This is a genomic window from Phycisphaerales bacterium (assembly GCA_035627955.1).
In the GTDB taxonomy this organism is placed as follows: Bacteria; Planctomycetota; Phycisphaerae; order Phycisphaerales; family UBA1924; genus JAEYTB01.
Window position 1 is genome coordinate 26,919 of the sequence record DASPKU010000014.1, and the last position, 16,499, is coordinate 43,417.

Consider the following 16,499-nt stretch of genomic DNA (forward strand, 5'->3'; position numbering starts at 1 on the left):
ACACACCTCCGGGGCATCCACTGTAACCGCGGCTGCACAAGGGTCCAACGAAAAACCACCGGGTCGGCCCGGTGGTTTTTACTCCGAAGTCGATACCCCTCACTGCGTTCGGGGCTCGTTGCGAACGCCGCTGGCTGCCCCAGCGATCAGGCGATACCGCCCTTGAACTTCATCTGGCGGTTCTGCTCGCGCAGGCGGCGCAGGGCGGGCGTCTCCTTGAGGATCTCCTCGGCGGAGCGGCCCATGGGCTCCTTCTTGCCCTTCTTGCCGCCGCCCGGGCCCCCACCGCCGCCGCCGATGCTGAGTTCGGGCAGCGGCTTGAGCGCCTTCATCGAGAGCGAGATGCGCCGGTTCTGCGGGTCGATCTTGAGCACCTTGCAGCGCACGATCTCGTCGGCCTTCACCACCTCGTTCACGTTGCCCACGCGCCGGTGGTCCAGCTCGCTGATGTGCACGAGCCCCTCGACGCCCGGCCCCAGCTCGACGAACGCGCCGAACTCCATGATCTTGGTCACCTTGCCCGTGACCTCCGCGCCCTCGGTGATCGCGTTCACCGCAGTAGCGAAGGGGTCGCTCTGGGTCTGCTTCATGCCCAGGGAAATGCGGTTGTTCTCCCAGTCGAGCTTCAGGATCCGCACCGTGACCTTCTGACCTTCCTTCAGGTACTTGGCAACGGCCTTCTGGCCGAAGCCGATGCGGTCGTAGGTCAGGTCGCTGATGTGCACCAGGCCGTCGACGCCGCCGATGTCGACGAACGCGCCGAACTCCATGATCTTGCGGACCACGCCCTCGACGGTCTGGCCCTCGGCCAGGCTGCCCTTGAGCTTCTCCGCGTTCTGCTGACGCTCGGCGTCGATGATGTCGCGGCGCGAGAGCACGATGTTGCCCTTGCCCATCCGCTCCACGCGGGACACCGCCGCCTTCATCTTCTCGCCAACGTAGATCGACAGATCGGGCACGCGCTCGCCCACCTGGCCCGCGGGCATGAACGCCCGATGGCCGGCGACCTCGAGCTCGAGCCCCGCCTGCTTGCCGTCCTTGCCGCTCACCACGCCCGTCACGCGGGCCTCGATCACCTGCCCAACCTCGAGCATCTCCCAGTCGGCCTTCTGCACCGAGCCTGGGCGCGAGCACAGGAAGATGCCCTCGCTGGCCTCGAACTTGTCGATGACCACCTCGAGCTGCTGATCCTTCTGCGGCATCTGGTCCTCTGGGAACTGGATCCGCGGGACGATGCCCAGCTCCTTGGGGCCGAACTCCACGAAGATATCGGTCGGGCCGACCGTTACGACCTTGCCCGTGCGGTGCTCGCGCCCGGCCTGCACCACGCGCGGCCCCCTGATCCCGGCGGGCCGGCCACCGACGGGCGCCGCGGCGGGGGCGGCCTTGGCGGCCTCCTCGCGTTGATGCTTCGCGGCCGCGTCCATCGCCTCCATCTGCTTCATCGCGGCGTCGATCTCCGCGTTCATCTCGGCGGTGATGCCGGGGCCCTCCGTCGCGGGGCTGGTAGCGGAGGTGTTGGGAGCCTGGGAATCAGGATGGAGGTTCATGGTGCTCTTCACGGGAACGAGGTCGGCCAAAATTGTTGGGGACCCCGGCGGGCCAAGACCTTCCTTCGCGCCGGGGAAGGAGAGTGTACACCCGCCACCCGGGCGGACCCACCCTTTGAGCCGGTGTTCAGTCCTCGGGACGGGGGAGATTCGGGTGCAGGTTGGTGGTTACTCACCAAAGGATTTCAGCGTGGCACGCCCGCGGCAAGGGCTTGCAGGCGGGGAGCAGCCTCTTCAAGGTGCGCTCCGAGCCGCCGCCGCATCACTGTCAGGGCCTCTGTTGACTCATCAATAAGGATGAACCCCCGCCCGTGCCTCGCCGCGGCCTCGCCGGTCGTACCGCTGCCCGCGAACGGGTCCAGCACCGTGTCGCCGGGATTCGTGTGCACCTTGATGATTCGCTCCAGAATCGCCAGCGGCTTCTGCGTCGGGTACCCCGTCTTCTCGCGGCTGTTGGTGGGCACGATTGTCTGCCACCACACGTCCGTCGGCGTCTTGCCGCGCTCGCGCTTCTCGGGCGTGACTAGCTTGGGGGCCATGTACGGCAGGCGGTCCATGGCATTGAAGTTGAATGTGTAGCTCGACGGGTCCATCGCGTACCACAGGATCGTGTCGTGCTTGCAGGGCCAGCGCGTCTTCGGCCGCCCGCCATAGTCGTACGCCCAGATGATCTCGTTCATGAACCGGTCGCGTCCGAGCATGCGGTCGAGCTCGACTTTCACATAGTGCACCTCGCGGAAGTCCAGGTGCACGAACAACGACCCCGTCGGCGTCATGCAGCGAACGCTCGCCTCGATCCGCGGCATCAGGAAGTCAAGGTAATCCTCGAAGTTGTCGCCGTAGGTGGGGCTGGGCAGTGGCTTGACCTTGTATCGCCGCCCGTGGAACCCGGCGGAACGGTTGCCGTCATCGCTGGCAGTCCCGGTCATGCGCCGGCGCTTCTGCGTAGCCCCAGTGTTGAAGGGCGGGTCCATGTAGACCAGCGCGGCGCACGCAGCAGGCAGCGTGGGCAGGGCCGCGAGGCTGTCGGCGTGGATCAGGCGGTTCACAGGCCAGAGATTAGCTGAACCGGCGGGAAAGGCGCAAAGGTGCTTCGGGCGGCCGGTATGCTGTTGCCATGCCACTGTTCACCATCGTCATCCGGAACCGGGAGGGCTCGCCCATCGAGGGCGAAGCCAGCGGACCAACGGTTGACCACGCGATCAAGCTGGCCCAGAAGATGGGGCACGATGTGGACGAGGAGGCCACCCGCAAGCTGGCCGCGGAGGGCATGAACACCGCAGGGAAGGCGGCGTCGGTGGTTGGCTTCCTGATTGCCCTGCCCGCAGTGCTGTTCCCCTACTGCGCCCTCGCGTCCATCGTGCTCGGGGTGATGGGCGTCGAAGCAAGCAAGGGCCGGCGCGGCTGGCCGGCGGTGGCCGCGGGCGTCATCCTCGGTGGTCTGGGCATGCTTGTGCGGTTACGGGGAAGCGGGTTCCTGGATTGACGCGGTGTCCGCGCGCGGGCGGGTCAAGCGCGTATCGATACGCCGGAACGCGGGCTCGCCCCCGTGCAGCTCGGGCGAGAGGTACCGGCCCTTGAACGCCTTGTCCTCCTCGACTGGCGCGCCGTGTGTGCGGACAAACGCGTCGTTGCGGACGCCGGTCACGGACCACGAGACCTTCTGGTTCGGCCCACCACCCGCGATGCGGAAGCGGTTGTTGGCCACCTCGTGAGATACGTGCAGCCTCGGTGCGGGCGAACCGATCGCTGTGAGCTGGTACGTCACATCACGGTTGATCGCGTCGAAGTACGCGGGCAGCTCCACCTCGGCCTCGCCGCTGGCGTCCAGCGTTGCATTCCCGCGATAGACCAGCAGCGGCTCTGGTCCTTCCGCCGAGTAGTGCATCAACACCTTGTTCGCCGGGTCGAGCGGGTGATCAATCACGAAGCTCTTGGTCCCCGTCGCGCCCGTGCGCCCCTCGCTGAACACGCCATAGCCCTGCGGGCTGGCCGAGGCGCCGTACACGCCGAACACCTGCCCGGAGCTGGCCAGGGCCGTGCCGTAAAGACCGGTTGCACCCGGTGAGCTGCTGAGCACCGCGCCCCACACGCCGATGGTCGCCCCCCTCGCGGCGTCATTCCCGCCGTACACACCCGCCGAGTCGTCCGTGGTGCTGTGCACCGCGCCGAGCACACCGGTGGTCGCACCGCTGGTCGCCGACGCTTCGCCCGCGATACCCGTCCCCACCGAGCTATTCGTCAGGCCAAAGACGCCGTAGGAATCGCCGCTGGTGGCCGATGCAAGGCCGTAGACGCCGCGCCCAGTAGTGCTGGCTGATTCACCCTGCACGCCGTACGCCTGGCCCGACGTGGCGTTGTTGTAGCCCACCGCGCCGACGCCGCTGGTGCTGCTGCTCTGCCCCCACACCCCGAAGGAGCCGCCGCTGGTGGCGGTGGCGACGAAGTACCCGGCCCGTGCCGTTGTCGAGACGTGCAGCGGGAACTGCGGCGCCTGCGTGCCGATGCCAACAAGATTCACGGCCGAGTACTGCTGAGTGTTTGCAACGGTCCACGACGAGTTGCCCGCGGGGCCCGGCGGCCCTTGGAGCCCCTGCGGTCCTTGCGGACCCGCCGCGCCCTGAGGCCCCTGCGGACCCGTCGCCCCCTGCGGGCCCTGCGGACCCGTGAGCCCCATCGGCCCCGTCGCGCCCTGCGGCCCCTGCGGGCCGGGCGGACCCTGCTGCCCGGCCGGCGCGTTCAGCGCGTACAGCGCGTACGGCGTCGGCGTGATCAGCTGACGCGGCAGCATCGTGTGGTACACCCCGGTTCCGGGTGGCGAGCGGACCTCAACCTGCAGCCATCGCGCCTGCCCGTTGAACACCCCGGGCCCAAAGTCCATCGCGCACGTAAACCGGTTTTCAACCACGCTCACTTCGTTGAGTGCAACCGTGGACCCCACCTGCGTGCCCGCGATGCTGCTGTCCCACAGCGTGAACCGCAGGTCCGCGACGTACGTCCGCAGCTGCTGGTCGATCCGCAGCTCGCCCTGATAGGTGAACGCGGTGCCCGCGGGCGTCTGCGAGAGCGCAGCGGTGGCCAGGGCAAGGGCGATAGCACAGGCAAAGCGGCGCATGACAAGCCTCCAGGCCCGCGTGGGCGGGTAGAGGCTTATCGGGCCGGGCAACGAGCGCCTTGAGCCCAAAAGAGCCGATCGCGCGAGCGATCGAGACCTGTCTTTTCTAAGGGGAGGCGAACCAGACGCCGATCGCTCGCGCGATCGGCTCTCTTCAGCACGCCGCCCCGCCCAGCACGCGGAAAAACGCCTCGATGTCCTGGTCCGTGGCGGTGTCACCGTCGGCGTTGAAGTCCGCGTCGCCGCACGTCGCGCAGCAGTGGCCGCCGATGCACGCGAAGAACGTTTCAATGTCCTGATCCGTCCCGACATTCCCGTCGCCGTTGAAGTCCGCGGTCCAGCAGGGGTTCGCCCCACCGGCCACCACCTCCAGCACCACCGCTGTCGGCGTCACGCTCGTCTGCAATGCCCGCCCGCCGGGCAGTTGCGGCGCCGACAGACTGCTGAACCCGCCGCTGATCACCGGGCTGCTGGCCGTGAGCAGCGTGATCGTGTCGCCCGCCCGCAGCGCATTCCCGTTCAGCACCTCGATCGTCAGCGACCCGGCCAGCTCACACTCGAATGCAGAAGCCGCCGCACGGAACCACCGCTCCACAAACCGCGGCGACGCCGCCGCGTCGATGACCAGTTCCAATGCCGTGTTGGTGTACAGTCCGAAGGACTCGAACCCGCCCGTCGGCCCCACCGAGCCCTGCTCCAGCCGCAGCACGCCCTGGTCCATGCGGTAGAACCGCCCACTCAGCATACCGCCCGCCCCGACCTCCACACGCCCCTGCTCGGCAACCGACATCTCCGGCGAGATCGGGTGCGCCTCGCCCCCTCCCCCGAGCCTCATGACGCCGGTCACGCGCGCGACCGCCGCCGTGGTGCCCTCGCCCTCGATCAGCAGCGAGCCCTGGGCGTCTGTGCCCGTACCAGGCACGATCACAGCTCCATTGAAAAAGTGCGTCTGGCTCCCCGGCAGCAGCAGCGGGCCAAGCTCACCCTGCACGCGCCCGCCGTCCATCACGAACGAACCCCCGACCATCAGCAGCTCGGCCGTGATCAGCCCGGCCTCCACCCGCAGCGTGCCGTTGACCGTCACCGAGCGCGAGCTGATGGCGCCCGTCGACGCCACCACGAGGGTCGAACCCGCGCCAACGGACACAAACCCAGCGCCGTCCCCCTGCTTGCCGAGCGTGCCCGCGAGCAGCAGCTGCCCGCCGTTGCCGGCGGTGCCGCCGCGATCGAACTCGGCGGAGGCGAGCACGTGGATCACACCGCCGTTGGCGTTGGCCCGCCCGTGCACGACGCCGTTGTTCACCCGTACCGTTCCCAGCGTGCAGGTGATCGTCTGCGTTGTCAGCTCCGTCTCGCTGAGCTCGAGGGCGACCGCGCCCGCGCCGACGATGAGGTCCGCGATCGTGCGGTTGGCATCAACGGTCACCGTGTAGGTCGCGGGCAGGTCGAACACGGCCGTATCGCTCGCCAGTGGCGGGTGCCCACCCTCCCAGTTGCTGCCCTCGCCGAACGAACCACCCGCGGGGTTGATCCATCGGACAAGGTCCGCCCGCGCGCTGGCGGAGAGAGCGCAGGCGATCACCACCGAGAGCGGCGCGAGTGACGTTGAGCGGAAATAGGCCATGAGTGTGCAGATTACATCGGCGCGACCCGGGGTCTCAACTGCAAGCAATCCCACCCGACCCTCCGGCGCGCCGCCGTGGGTACTGATGGGCTTGCCCAGCTTCACACACGGGCCCGCCGGGAACTGAGATAGCCCCGGCTCGGCGTGCACCTGAAACAACCCGGCACGCCTCGCACCGATTTTTCTTATCGCCCGTCTGAGCGCCAAACAAGTCGCGCAGATTCCCCGCAACCCCTTGAATTCCCGGCTCTCACGGTTATTTTCCTGCCCCTGGAGGAGAGCATCACCATGCGATTGATTGCGGCTGTGTGTCTGTGCGTGTGCGCCGCGGGTTCCGCCAGCGCATCCATCATCAACGGCGGTTTCGAGCTGCCCGGGACCGGGTTCCAATCCGTCAGCCCCGGCCAGACCTTCGGCGGCTGGACCTGCGCCGGCCCCAACGGCATTGAGTTCGTGCACGCCACGCCCAACGCGCAGCTGCCCGGCCTCGAGTTCTCCGCCTACGAGGGAAGCTACTGGATCGACCTCACCGGCGTCGGTGCCCCCAGCGGCATCTACCAGGACGTCACCACCGCGGCGAACACCCTCTATGAGGTGACCTTCGCCATGGCGGGCAACGTGTGGTCCGGGCCGCAGGTAATGAACCTCAACGTGCTCTGGAACGACGCCCTTGCGGGCAGCTTCTCCCACAGCACGGCCGGTCGCAGCGGGGCCGATATGGGCTGGACGCTCCACAGCGTCACGGTCCTGGGCACGGGGCTGGATCGGCTGCGTTTTCAAGGGCTGAGCGGCGCGGCCGCGGCGGGCGTGGCCATCGATGCGGTGTCAATCCGCGTGGTGCCCGCTCCGGCAGGGGTGGCTGGACTGGCGATGGGGTGCCTGATGGCGAGCCGTCGCCGGCGCGCCTGATCTCACGACAGAACATTGGGGACACAAGGCCGCGGGCTTCCGTTCCGCGGCCTTGTTCACTTCACGACGCGCCGGGTGACGATCGCTCGCGCGATCGGCTCGTTAGTCGCCCTTGCGCTTGGACCTCAGCTGCCGGTCCTTGCGGTGCATGTCGTGGGCGTGGCTGGGCTCCACGCGCGAGCCGCCGCGCGGCGCACCGCCCTGGTTAGCCCCCTCGGGCCCGCCCTTGGCGTCCTGGCGCGGCCCCTGCAACGCGCTGCCCCGCCCGGGGCGTCCCGCCTCGGGAATCCCGCCCTCGATCGCCCGCCCCCCGCTGCCGCCGATGCGGGTGACCTTGTCGTTGGTGATGCGTGCGTTGGAGTTTGCTCCGGGTGCCTTGCGACCGGCCATGGTCTGTGCTCCTTGATGGTGGTGTGCAGATGGACCGTACCGCCGGGGTGGTTGGGGGCGCGTGAAAGGCGGATTGCGGGCGGCTCGAACTGCCATTCGCATTGACGATTCCCGCCGGTAGACTGCCCGCATGCCCGACAAAGCCACCACGGTCAAGGAGTACCTCGCGACGCTCTCCCCCGATGAGAGGGCCTCGGTCGAGGCGGTGCGGAAGACCATCCTCGACAACCTCGACAAGGAGTACAGCGAGGGCATCCAGTACGGCATGATCGGCTACTGCGTGCCGCACTCGGTCTACCCGGCCGGCTACCACTGCGACCCGAGGCAGCCGCTGCCCTTCGCCGGCATCGCCGCGCGAAAGGGCTACGTCTCGCTCTACCTCAACTGCGTGTACGGCAACGAGGGCGAGCGCGAGAAGTTCGTGGAGGACTGGAAGAAGACCGGCAAGAAGCTGGACATGGGCAAGTCCTGCATCCGCTTCAAAAAGCTCGACGACATCCCGCTCGAGGTCGTGGGCCGGGCGGTGAAGCGGCTGCCGGCGAAGAAGTACATCGCCGACTACGAGGCCGCCCTCGCCGCAATGGGCAAGCCGCGCGGACCCGCGAAGGCGGACAAGCCTGCGGCCAAGAAGGCTGCCACGAAGGTGGTCAAGAAAACGGCGAAGAAGGCCGCGAAGAAGGGCTGATCGAGGCACGCCGGCGGGGTGTGGTCCGGAGTGCAGCCCATGCGATGGATGCTCAGGAGCTGGCGGGTGTGGGTGGCGGTCGCGTTCGTCGTGATCCCACTGCTGACGGCGGTGCTGTGCGAGTATTCCGCTGGAAGAGTGCTCCTTGCGAAGTGGGGACTCGTGTCCTCCATCGCCCCACGTGGACGAGTCTGGTTTTTCTGGGGCACCGGCGAGATCCAGGACTCGAAGCTGCAGATCTACGACGCCTGGACCACCAGCATCATTGTGACTCACCACGAAGATGGCACCGCCACCGTGCAGCAGGTGTTCAATGGCACTGGACCGCGTTCGTCGCGCTGGCATCGACCCGTCGCCTACATCACGAAGCCGACCGATCCCTGGGCGAGCCTCACACCCGCCGACATCCAGCAGATCGTGAGTCCTCGACCTCCGACCTTCGGGGGCGGGCTCTCCATTTCTTTCTCGATGGCGTGGGTGTGCGTGGCGTCACTCGTTCCCTCGGCATGGCTCTTTCGGAGTGCGTGGCGTAAACGTCCCCGCTCCGGTTGCCGCGCTTGTGGTTATTCCCGCACGGGGCTTTCAAATGGCGCGGCGTGCCCCGAGTGTGGAGCGGGCGCGGCGGCGACTGCGTAGTCGCGTATGCAGCCATTCAGGCTGCGAGCCATGTCGCGTCGGCTACCGTGGGCATTGCCCACGGCTACTCAACGCCAGCCTTTCAGGCTGAAGAAGCCTCGGGGCCCTTGCGCGGAGCGGCCTTCACCGCCTGCGACGACCCGCAGCCAGCGCCCCCAGCCCCGCGAGGGCAAGCACCCCCGGCGCCGGCACGATTGTCAGGTTGAAGTTGTCAACCCCGAACGTCGCACCATTCCGCATGCTCGCCCCCGAGCCGCCGTTCGCGGAGTAGAACCCGAACTGGATCGGCGCTCCCGCGCTCGAGAAGTCAAGGTTGTTCGGCGCCCCGGGCACCAGCGGTTGGAAGCTCGCCTGCGTGAACGTGCCGGAGAACGTGCTCCAGCCGTTGCCCGCGATGGCCGCGCTGGGCGAGGTCACGGCGAAGTAGAAGTCGCCGTTCTGCACGCACACCAGCCCCAGCGCCACCGCGTTCACCAGCGGCGCCTGGAAGCACGCCGCGTCGAACGACACGCTCACGCTGGTGATCGCGCCCGCGCCCGACGGCATCCACACCGCCCCGCTCCTCAGGTGGGCGAACGCGATGCTGACCCCCGAGGGCACGATTTGCCAGTTGTGCACCCCGAAGCGGTACCCGCCGGGGTTGCCGCCCGTCGCCTGCGCGAGGCCGGTCCCTTGAGCATCGCCCATGGGCGTGGTGTCGTGCACCTTGGTCAGCGACCAGTCCGCGTCGGCCATGGTGGGGTCGAAGACGGTCAAGTTGGCGTGAGCGGCCGAGGCCGCGGCCAGCGCGCCGGCAAGCGCAATCGTGTAACGCATGTCTCTCTCTTCCTCTCGCCCGGCGTGAGCCGCGGCAGGGGAAGATAGCAGCCGAAGGGCAGGCCTCTGACACGTTCTGTAGAGGACATCGAGGCCATAGAAGACCTACACGTCCGCTCAGGTTCCGCCAAGGCCCAGTTCGCTCGGCGTGTTCAGCCCGAACCGCCCCGTCACCCGCAGCAGGTTCAGGTAGAACAGCTTCTGGTTGAACCGCTCGTTGCTCAGCTGCAGCTGCGCGCTCAGCAGCTGGTCCTGCGCAGTGAGCTGGTCGAGGTTGCTCGCGTTGCCAACCCGGTATTGCGCCACGGCCAGGTCGTACGCCCGCTGCGCCGCGGTGACGCTGATCTCCAGCTCCCGCAGCTTGCTCGTAGAGGTGATGAAGTCCTCGTACGCGAGCGTTACGTCCTCGTGGATCTGGCGGGCGAGTCGGTCCTGCTGCATCACGCTCTGCCGCAGGCCCGACAGCGCATCGCGGACGTCCTGGTAGGTCTGCGCGGCGTCAAACACCGGCTGCAGCAGCGACGCCGTGAGCGACCACGGGTTGCCGCTGCCCGCGCTCGAGTAGAGCAGGAAGGACGTGTTGAGGTTCACGCTCGGGTAGTACTGGGCGTATGCGCCCTTGACGCCAATGGACGCCACCTCCACCGACCTGCGGGCCGCGGCCAGATCCAGCCGATGATCCACCGCGTCCTGCTCGAACTCGATGGCGGGCCTGGGCGATGTGGGCGGGGCGAACTGGTCCGCGAGCGGGTTGTCGATGTAATCGAGCCCCAGCAGGAACGCGAGCGTGGTGCGTGCCTGGCGGGCGTTGCTCTGGGCCTGCATCAGCGACACGCGCGTGGAGGACTCGTCGGCCTGCGCCTGAGCCAGGTCCAGCGGACGGGCGATGCCCAAGCGCGTGCGGGCCTCCACGTCGCGCAGCTGCTCGGCCCGCAGCGCGAGCGAGTTCTGCAGCACCCGCACCTGCTCCTCGGCGGTGAGCACCTGGTAGAAGCTGTTCGCGACCCCCAGCAGCACCGTCTGCTGGAGGTCCAAAAGGTCGAGGCGCGAAACCTCACTCAGCACCCGCGCCTGCTCGAGGTTGCGGATCGACCGCAGGTTGAACACTTGGATGGACCCGCCGACGCTCGCGCTGGTGGAGTTGCGCGCTGTCGAGCCGTTGACGTTGAGGTTGTGCGAGGCTGACGCCGACACGCTTGGAAGGAACACGTTGGCAGCGCGGGCGCGGGCGATGAGCGACTGGAGGTACTGCTCCCCGCGGATCGAGAGTTGCTCGTCGTTCTGGTTGGCGAGGTAGAGGGCGTGCTGGAGGGTGAGGGGCTGCTCGGTGCTCGGGGCCTCCACCCGCTCGCGCGGGGCGTGCTCGTCGAGGACGGCGCGGTAGGTGTCGACCTCGGCGCGTTGGTTGACGGTGCAGCCGGCGAGCAAGCCGAGCATCAGCACCGGGGCGATGAACCACCGAGATGAGGACATCTCGGTGGCACGGATCGGTTTACTCATGACGCAGGGCCTCGATGGGGTCCAGCTTGGCGGCCCGCCACGCAGGGTAGAAGCCGAAGAACACGCCCACGGCCGCGGAAAAACTGAGGGCCAGGATAATGCTGAAGGGCTCCACCAGCGACTGGAAGTCGGGCAGCAGCATCGGCAGCAGGCGCGCCCCGCCCACGCCCATCGCCACACCCAGCAGCCCGCCGATGCCCGACATCAGCAGCGACTCGAGCAGGAACTGGCTGAGGATGTCCTTGTTCTTGGCCCCGATCGCCTTACGCACGCCAATCTCGCGGGTGCGCTCGGTCACCGTTACCAGCATGATGTTCATGATCCCGATGCCGCCCACCAGCAGCGAGATCCCAGCGATACCCCCCAGCAGCACTGTGAACGTCCGGCTCATCGCGTTGGCCTCTTCCAGCATCGCGGCCTGGTTGCGGATGTCGATCGTGTCGGGCATACCCGGCTGCACGCGGTGACGTTTGCGGATCAGCGACGCGATATCCTCCTGCACCTTCGCGAGGTCCCCGCCCTCCTCCGCCTGGATCGCGATCTCCCGCAGCCGGTCCTGCCCCAGCACCTGCTTCATCGCCGTGGTGTGCGGGATGATGATCTGGTCGTCGGGGTTGAACCACCCCTGGTCGCCCTTGCTCTTCATCACGCCGATCACGCGGAAGTTGATGCCGTTGATCTTGATGACCTTGTCGATGGGGTCGATGTCGCCGAACAGGTTGGTGGCCGTGACGGGCCCGATCACCGCCACCCGCGCCATGCGATCGGCGTCCAGGTCGGTGAACTTCTGCCCCTTCTCGATCTTGAAGTCGCGCAGCGTGAAGTACGTCAGGGTCGTCCCGACCAGGCTGCTCCGCGTGTTCTTGTTCAGGTACTTGATCTGCCCGCTGCCCCCCACCACCGGGGCGATCGCGTGCACGCCCTCCACCCCCAGCAGCGCCTCCGCGTCCTCCAGCGTGAGGTTCTGCTGCGTGCCCGACATCACGCCCATGCTGCCGCGCTGCCCGGGGCGGACGATCAGGAGGTTCGTGCCCATGGCCGACATGCGGTCCATGATGCTCTTCTTGGCCCCCGCGCCAATGGCGAGCATGGAGATCACCGCGCCAACGCCGATGATGATGCCCAGCATCGCCAGCACGCTCCGCAGCTTGTTGGCCGCGAGGCTCTTGAGGGCCACCTTCACGATCATCCACAGCATCATGGCAGGGCGACCTCCTCGTGAAGGGTCCCCGCCACGGTTTCCGGCGGCATCGTGATCTGCCCGTCCTTGATGTAGATCTCCCGCTGGCAGTGGCGAGCGACGCCCAGGTCGTGCGTCACGATGATCACCGTGTGCCCGCGGGCGTTGACCGACTTGAACAGGTTCAGAATCTCCTCGCCCGTCCGCGAGTCGAGCGCCCCGGTCGGCTCGTCGCACAGCAGGATCGCCGGGTCGCTCACGATCGCCCGCGCGATCGCCACCCTCTGCCGCTGACCGCCCGAGAGCTGGTTGGGCTCGTGATGCGTGCGGTCTGCCAGCCCCACAACCTTCAAAGCCTCGTGCGCCCGCTCCTTCGCATCGTGCCGGGCCGCGTAGTGCAGCGGCAGCTCCACGTTCTCCAGCGCCGTCATCCGCGGCAGCAGGTTGAACGTCTGGAACACGAAGCCGATCCGCTTGTTCCTGATCTCCGCCAGCTTGTCGCTCGACAGCTTCGACGTGTCCTGCCCCTCCAGCAGGTACGTGCCCGAGTCCGGCCGCTCCAGGCACCCCAGCACATTCATCAGCGTCGACTTGCCCGAGCCCGACGGTCCGCGGATCGCCACCATCTCACCGGCGTTGATCGTCAGCGACACGCCGTTGAGCGCCCGCACGACGTTGTCACCGAGGCGGTACGTGCGGACGAGGTCGCGACCGACGATCATCGCCGCCCCCCACCGCCGCCGCGACCACCACCACCGGGGAAGCCCATGCCGGGCATGCCCATGCCGCGCGGCCGGTTCTGCTGGTCCGCGCGCCAGCGGCTCATCTCATCCCCGGCGCGGTACTGGATCTTCTGACCTTCCTTCAGCCCCTCCAGCACCTCGTACTTCTCGCCGTCGTTCAGCCCCACCTTCACCGGTACGTCCGTGGTGCTGCCGTCCTCGTTGACGACCGTCACGACCTGCTGCCGCTCCTTCCGCTGCACCGCGGCCATGGGGATCGTCAGCACATCGGCCTTCTGAGCCGCGATGATCTGCACGTTGCCCGTCATCTCCGGCTTGAGCAGCTTCTTGTTCGGACCCTCGACCTCGATCTTCACCTCAAACGTCACGACGTTGTTCGTGCTCACGCCCTTGGTGGCGATGCGCACCACCTTGCCCTCGAACTTCTTGCCGGGGTACGCGTCCAGCGTGATGTCCACATCCTGCCCGACTTCCACCTGCCCGATGTCCGATTCGTCAACCGCCGCGAGGATGAACACCCGCGAGAGGTCCGACAGAATCATGATCGACGTGCCGCCGCCGACGTTGGTGGTGGCCGACGCGATCATCGCGCCCGTCTGCGTCGTTAGCGACGCCACCACTCCGTCGATCGGTGCGGTCACCGTGGTGTACCCGAGCAGCGTCTTCGCGAGGTCCAGCGCGATCTGCGCGTCCGTAACCTGGGCTTCGGCGAGCTTGACATCCTCGCGCCGCACCTCGAGGGCCAGCTCCGAGGTCTTGATCTCCTGGAGCTGCACCTTGGCGTTCTCCAGCTCCGCCGCCGCTGAGGCGGCCGCGGTCATGGCCGCGTCATAGTCCTCCTGCGAACCCAGGTTCTCCGCCAGCAGCTGCCGCCGCCGCTCCGCCCGGTCCGCGGCCTCCTTGGCCCGCACCTGCGCCGACGCCAAGGCCGCGTTCGCCCGGTCGCGCGAGGTCACCACCTCCTGCTCCGCGATCACCAGGTTCTGCTTCGCCTGGGCCAGGCGCGCCTGCACGATGGTCAGGCTCACCTCGCGCTGCGACACCGTGCGCTGCTGCTCCGTCGGGTCCAGCTGCAGCAGCAGGTCGCCCTTCTTGACCTCCTGGCTGATATCGAAGGGCAGCTTGACCACCTGCCCGCCCGCGCGCGCCTTGATCTCAACATCGAGGTTCGACACCACCCGCCCGGTGCTGGGCACGGCCTGGAAGATGTTGCCGCGGGCCACCGTCGCGGTCTGCATGGCGGGCTGCTCGGCCGCGCTGTCGTTATCGCGGGTCTTGTTCCAATAGAACCAGCCACCCCCGCCGAGAGCGAGGAGAACCACCAGGATGAGGAGTGCTTTCTTCATGTGGAGCGATCGTGCAAACGTCGTGACAGAACAAGATCAGAGACTCGAACAGGGCCTAGGAAGGGATGAACGTGACCGGCCCGGGGTCATTGCAGAACGGATCGTGAACAGCGGCAGGGGGTTCGCCGGCCCGGGTGAATCCGATTCCACCGGCTCACCCTCCGACCTCTCATTGGATGATACCGGCGGCGGGTTCCCGTCGGGCATCGCCCCCAGCCCTCAGGCACCGACGCGGGACGCCCGATAGACTCGCTCCCTATGAGATGGACTTCATGCCTGCTCGCGTTCGCCCTGGCCGGCATGGCCCACGGCCAGAACGCGCAGAATCCGCAGACCGGCGCGACCACGCAGCCCGCCCGCCCCGTCGAGGTGACGCCCGTCGTGATCGCCGAGACGGACCCCGACCGCGCCCTGATGGCCGAGGTCCGCCGCCACATCGCCAGCGAGCAGTTCGACGAGGCCTACGAGAAGGTCAACGCCTGGATTGAGGAGAACGAAACCTCCGACAGCCCCGCGCTCCCCGAGGCCTACGTCCTCCGCGCCACCGCCCAGATCGCCCGCCACAACGAGTTCAAGGCCCTCTTCGACACCGAGGAGGTCGCCCGCAACCACCCCTACAGCGACGCCTTCCCCACCGCCCTCGAGCGCGAGTTGGAAGTCGCCAACAAGTACCTCAACGGCCTCAAGCGCAAGATCTGGGGCCTGCGGATCGAGTCCGGCGTGGACATCGCGGAAGAGATCATTGTCCGGATCAACGAGCGCCTCCCCGGCAGCAGGCTCGCCGAGCAGGCCCTCATGGATCTCGCCGACTACTACTACCGCGAGCGCGACCTCAAGATGGCCGCGACCGCCTACGAGTGCTTCGTGATCCTCTTCCCCAAGAGCGAGATGCGGCAGAAGGCCATGGAGCGGCGCATCTACGCCACCATCGCCCAGTTCAAGGGCCCCAAGTACGACGCCTCCGGACTCATCGAGGCCCAGTACCAGATCAAGGCGTACCAGGAGCTGTACCCGCGCGAGGCTCATGACGCCGGCCTCTCCGACGCCCTCATCGTTCGCCTCGACGAGTCCGCCGCGGCCCAGATGCTCACTGTCGCCAACTGGTACATGAAGCGCGGCGACGATCCCTCCGCACGCCTCACCCTCACCCGCCTCGTGCAGAAGCACCCCGCGACCGCCGCCGCGGCCGAGGGGCTCAAGACCATGCAGGACAAGGGCTGGGTCAAGACCGAGGCGCGGGTGGACGTGATCGTGGACGAGACGGCCAAGAAGTAAGGACAGCGCTCGATGACTGAGCCGAACGTGCGAGTACCGGAGAAGAAAACCACCGAGATGAACTCATCTCGGTGGCACGTGCTGCTGCTCGCACTGCTACTGCTCACCGGTTGCTCCTCCAACCCATCCAAGGGCTACTCGTTCGCCTCCACCTACCCCGAGGGCGTGCGCACCGTCACCATCCCCGTGTTCGACAACCGCACCTACTACCCCGGCCTGGAGGTCCAGCTCACCGAAGCAGTCATCAAGCAGGTGCAGGCCAGCAGCGGCCTCAAGGTGGTCTCGGCCGCGAACGCCGACTCCCGCCTGATCGCCACCATCACTGATGCCCAGCTCCGCCGCCTCACCCTGGACAAGACCACGGGGCTGGTGCAGGAGCAGGCGTTCCAGCTGACCATCGACTTCGAGTGGCGCGACGCCCGCTCGGGCAAGGTCCTGATGTCGCGCAAGAACTTCGCCGCCACCGACACTTTCGTGCCCGCCCGCCCCACGGGCGAACGGATCGAGACGGCCCAGCACGGCGCCATCCAGCGGCTTGCCCGGGATGTGGTGGCCGAAATGCGGGCCAGCTGGTAAGCCTGCCCGCCCATCCGCGGCGTATAAGAGGTCAATCGGCCAGCACTCAGCCGGTCCCCGGTCTTCGGCCGCTGCCAAGGGTTTGTGCGGGCAGCGGGCCTACCTTTTCACGGGGGCTGGTGGGTCCGGGTGCATCTGGCCGGGGATGATGCCG

The 16,499-nt window shown here is 67.5% G+C and carries 16 protein-coding genes; 6 read left to right on the plus strand and 10 right to left on the minus strand.

What is annotated here, in order from left to right; translation table 11 throughout:
* Positions 1–146: 146 nt before the first annotated feature.
* Both VD997_12495 and VD997_12500 read right to left on the minus strand, forming a co-directional pair.
* Positions 147–1,550 carry a S1 RNA-binding domain-containing protein gene (locus VD997_12495; GenBank protein HYE62807.1) on the minus strand — a complete coding sequence of 468 codons (1,404 nt, stop codon included), beginning with the start codon at positions 1,548–1,550 and terminating at the stop codon, positions 147–149.
* Positions 1,551–1,735: 185 nt separating this feature from the next.
* Complete coding sequence (locus VD997_12500) at positions 1,736–2,599, minus strand: site-specific DNA-methyltransferase (protein HYE62808.1); 864 nt, start codon at positions 2,597–2,599, stop codon at positions 1,736–1,738.
* A 68-nt stretch (positions 2,600–2,667) separates the two neighbouring features.
* Between VD997_12500 and VD997_12505 the strand changes: the two genes are divergently transcribed.
* Positions 2,668–3,036, plus strand: a complete 369-nt coding sequence (locus VD997_12505; GenBank protein ID HYE62809.1) for a hypothetical protein — start codon at positions 2,668–2,670, stop codon at positions 3,034–3,036.
* Here VD997_12505 and VD997_12510 read toward each other — a convergent pair.
* On the minus strand, positions 3,010–4,665 hold the full coding sequence (locus tag VD997_12510; GenBank protein ID HYE62810.1) for a hypothetical protein: 1,656 nt from the start codon (positions 4,663–4,665) through the stop codon (positions 3,010–3,012). The genes VD997_12505 and VD997_12510 overlap by 27 nt on opposite strands.
* Positions 4,666–4,819: 154 nt before the next feature.
* Entirely contained in the window at positions 4,820–6,289 is a 1,470-nt protein-coding gene (locus VD997_12515) for a hypothetical protein (GenBank protein ID HYE62811.1), read from the minus strand.
* A gap of 288 nt (positions 6,290–6,577) precedes the next feature.
* Between VD997_12515 and VD997_12520 the strand changes: the two genes are divergently transcribed.
* Entirely contained in the window at positions 6,578–7,198 is a 621-nt protein-coding gene (locus tag VD997_12520) for a DUF642 domain-containing protein (GenBank protein ID HYE62812.1), read from the plus strand.
* 102 nt (positions 7,199–7,300) lie between these two features.
* Here VD997_12520 and VD997_12525 read toward each other — a convergent pair whose 3' ends face one another.
* Positions 7,301–7,588 carry a hypothetical protein gene (locus tag VD997_12525; GenBank protein HYE62813.1) on the minus strand — a complete coding sequence of 96 codons (288 nt, stop codon included), beginning with the start codon at positions 7,586–7,588 and terminating at the stop codon, positions 7,301–7,303.
* Between the two features lie 130 nt (positions 7,589–7,718).
* Between VD997_12525 and VD997_12530 the strand changes: the two genes are divergently transcribed.
* Both VD997_12530 and VD997_12535 read left to right on the plus strand, forming a co-directional pair.
* Positions 7,719–8,273 (plus strand): DUF1801 domain-containing protein, encoded by a 555-nt coding sequence (locus tag VD997_12530; GenBank protein HYE62814.1) that lies wholly within the window; start codon positions 7,719–7,721, stop codon positions 8,271–8,273.
* Positions 8,274–8,312: 39 nt separating this feature from the next.
* Complete coding sequence (locus VD997_12535) at positions 8,313–8,909, plus strand: hypothetical protein (GenBank protein ID HYE62815.1); 597 nt, start codon at positions 8,313–8,315, stop codon at positions 8,907–8,909.
* A 123-nt stretch (positions 8,910–9,032) separates the two neighbouring features.
* On the opposite strand, the gene VD997_12540 is transcribed toward VD997_12535, so the two are convergent.
* The 5 genes from VD997_12540 to VD997_12560 all read right to left on the minus strand — a co-directional run bounded on the left by VD997_12540 (position 9,033) and on the right by VD997_12560 (position 14,494).
* A complete protein-coding gene (locus tag VD997_12540; protein HYE62816.1) occupies positions 9,033–9,725 on the minus strand; it encodes a hypothetical protein in 693 nt (230 codons plus the stop codon).
* Positions 9,726–9,842: 117 nt separating this feature from the next.
* Positions 9,843–11,225 (minus strand): TolC family protein, encoded by a 1,383-nt coding sequence (locus VD997_12545; protein ID HYE62817.1) that lies wholly within the window; start codon positions 11,223–11,225, stop codon positions 9,843–9,845.
* Positions 11,218–12,426, minus strand: a complete 1,209-nt coding sequence (locus VD997_12550; protein HYE62818.1) for an ABC transporter permease — start codon at positions 12,424–12,426, stop codon at positions 11,218–11,220. The genes VD997_12545 and VD997_12550 overlap by 8 nt, the downstream gene beginning before the upstream one ends.
* Positions 12,423–13,127 (minus strand): ABC transporter ATP-binding protein, encoded by a 705-nt coding sequence (locus tag VD997_12555; protein ID HYE62819.1) that lies wholly within the window; start codon positions 13,125–13,127, stop codon positions 12,423–12,425. Before VD997_12555 ends, VD997_12550 begins: the two co-directional genes overlap by 4 nt.
* The gene (locus tag VD997_12560) at positions 13,124–14,494 is read right to left on the minus strand and encodes an efflux RND transporter periplasmic adaptor subunit (protein HYE62820.1); all 1,371 of its coding nucleotides are present in this window, start codon (positions 14,492–14,494) and stop codon (positions 13,124–13,126) included. Before VD997_12560 ends, VD997_12555 begins: the two co-directional genes overlap by 4 nt.
* Positions 14,495–14,752: 258 nt before the next feature.
* Here VD997_12560 and bamD point away from each other — a divergent pair, with 258 nt between their 5' ends.
* Together bamD and lptE are read left to right on the plus strand one after the other, a co-directional pair.
* Positions 14,753–15,769 carry an outer membrane protein assembly factor BamD gene (bamD, locus tag VD997_12565; GenBank protein ID HYE62821.1) on the plus strand — a complete coding sequence of 339 codons (1,017 nt, stop codon included), beginning with the start codon at positions 14,753–14,755 and terminating at the stop codon, positions 15,767–15,769.
* A 12-nt stretch (positions 15,770–15,781) separates the two neighbouring features.
* Positions 15,782–16,345 (plus strand): LPS assembly lipoprotein LptE, encoded by a 564-nt coding sequence (gene lptE / locus VD997_12570; GenBank protein HYE62822.1) that lies wholly within the window; start codon positions 15,782–15,784, stop codon positions 16,343–16,345.
* Positions 16,346–16,499 lie beyond the last annotated feature (154 nt).

Coding starts and splice junctions, on each gene's coding strand:
- VD997_12545 (HYE62817.1), bottom strand. CDS start 11,225: ATGAGTAAACCGATCCGTGCCACCGAGATGTCCTCATCTCGGTGGTTC.
- bamD (HYE62821.1), top strand. CDS start 14,753: ATGAGATGGACTTCATGCCTGCTCGCGTTCGCCCTGGCCGGCATGGCC.
- VD997_12525 (HYE62813.1), bottom strand. CDS start 7,588: ATGGCCGGTCGCAAGGCACCCGGAGCAAACTCCAACGCACGCATCACC.
- VD997_12550 (HYE62818.1), bottom strand. CDS start 12,426: ATGATGCTGTGGATGATCGTGAAGGTGGCCCTCAAGAGCCTCGCGGCC.
- VD997_12560 (HYE62820.1), bottom strand. CDS start 14,494: ATGAAGAAAGCACTCCTCATCCTGGTGGTTCTCCTCGCTCTCGGCGGG.
- VD997_12505 (HYE62809.1), top strand. CDS start 2,668: ATGCCACTGTTCACCATCGTCATCCGGAACCGGGAGGGCTCGCCCATC.
- VD997_12535 (HYE62815.1), top strand. CDS start 8,313: ATGCGATGGATGCTCAGGAGCTGGCGGGTGTGGGTGGCGGTCGCGTTC.
- VD997_12495 (HYE62807.1), bottom strand. CDS start 1,550: ATGAACCTCCATCCTGATTCCCAGGCTCCCAACACCTCCGCTACCAGC.
- VD997_12530 (HYE62814.1), top strand. CDS start 7,719: ATGCCCGACAAAGCCACCACGGTCAAGGAGTACCTCGCGACGCTCTCC.
- lptE (HYE62822.1), top strand. CDS start 15,782: ATGACTGAGCCGAACGTGCGAGTACCGGAGAAGAAAACCACCGAGATG.
- VD997_12510 (HYE62810.1), bottom strand. CDS start 4,665: ATGCGCCGCTTTGCCTGTGCTATCGCCCTTGCCCTGGCCACCGCTGCG.
- VD997_12540 (HYE62816.1), bottom strand. CDS start 9,725: ATGCGTTACACGATTGCGCTTGCCGGCGCGCTGGCCGCGGCCTCGGCC.
- VD997_12515 (HYE62811.1), bottom strand. CDS start 6,289: ATGGCCTATTTCCGCTCAACGTCACTCGCGCCGCTCTCGGTGGTGATC.
- VD997_12520 (HYE62812.1), top strand. CDS start 6,578: ATGCGATTGATTGCGGCTGTGTGTCTGTGCGTGTGCGCCGCGGGTTCC.
- VD997_12555 (HYE62819.1), bottom strand. CDS start 13,127: ATGATCGTCGGTCGCGACCTCGTCCGCACGTACCGCCTCGGTGACAAC.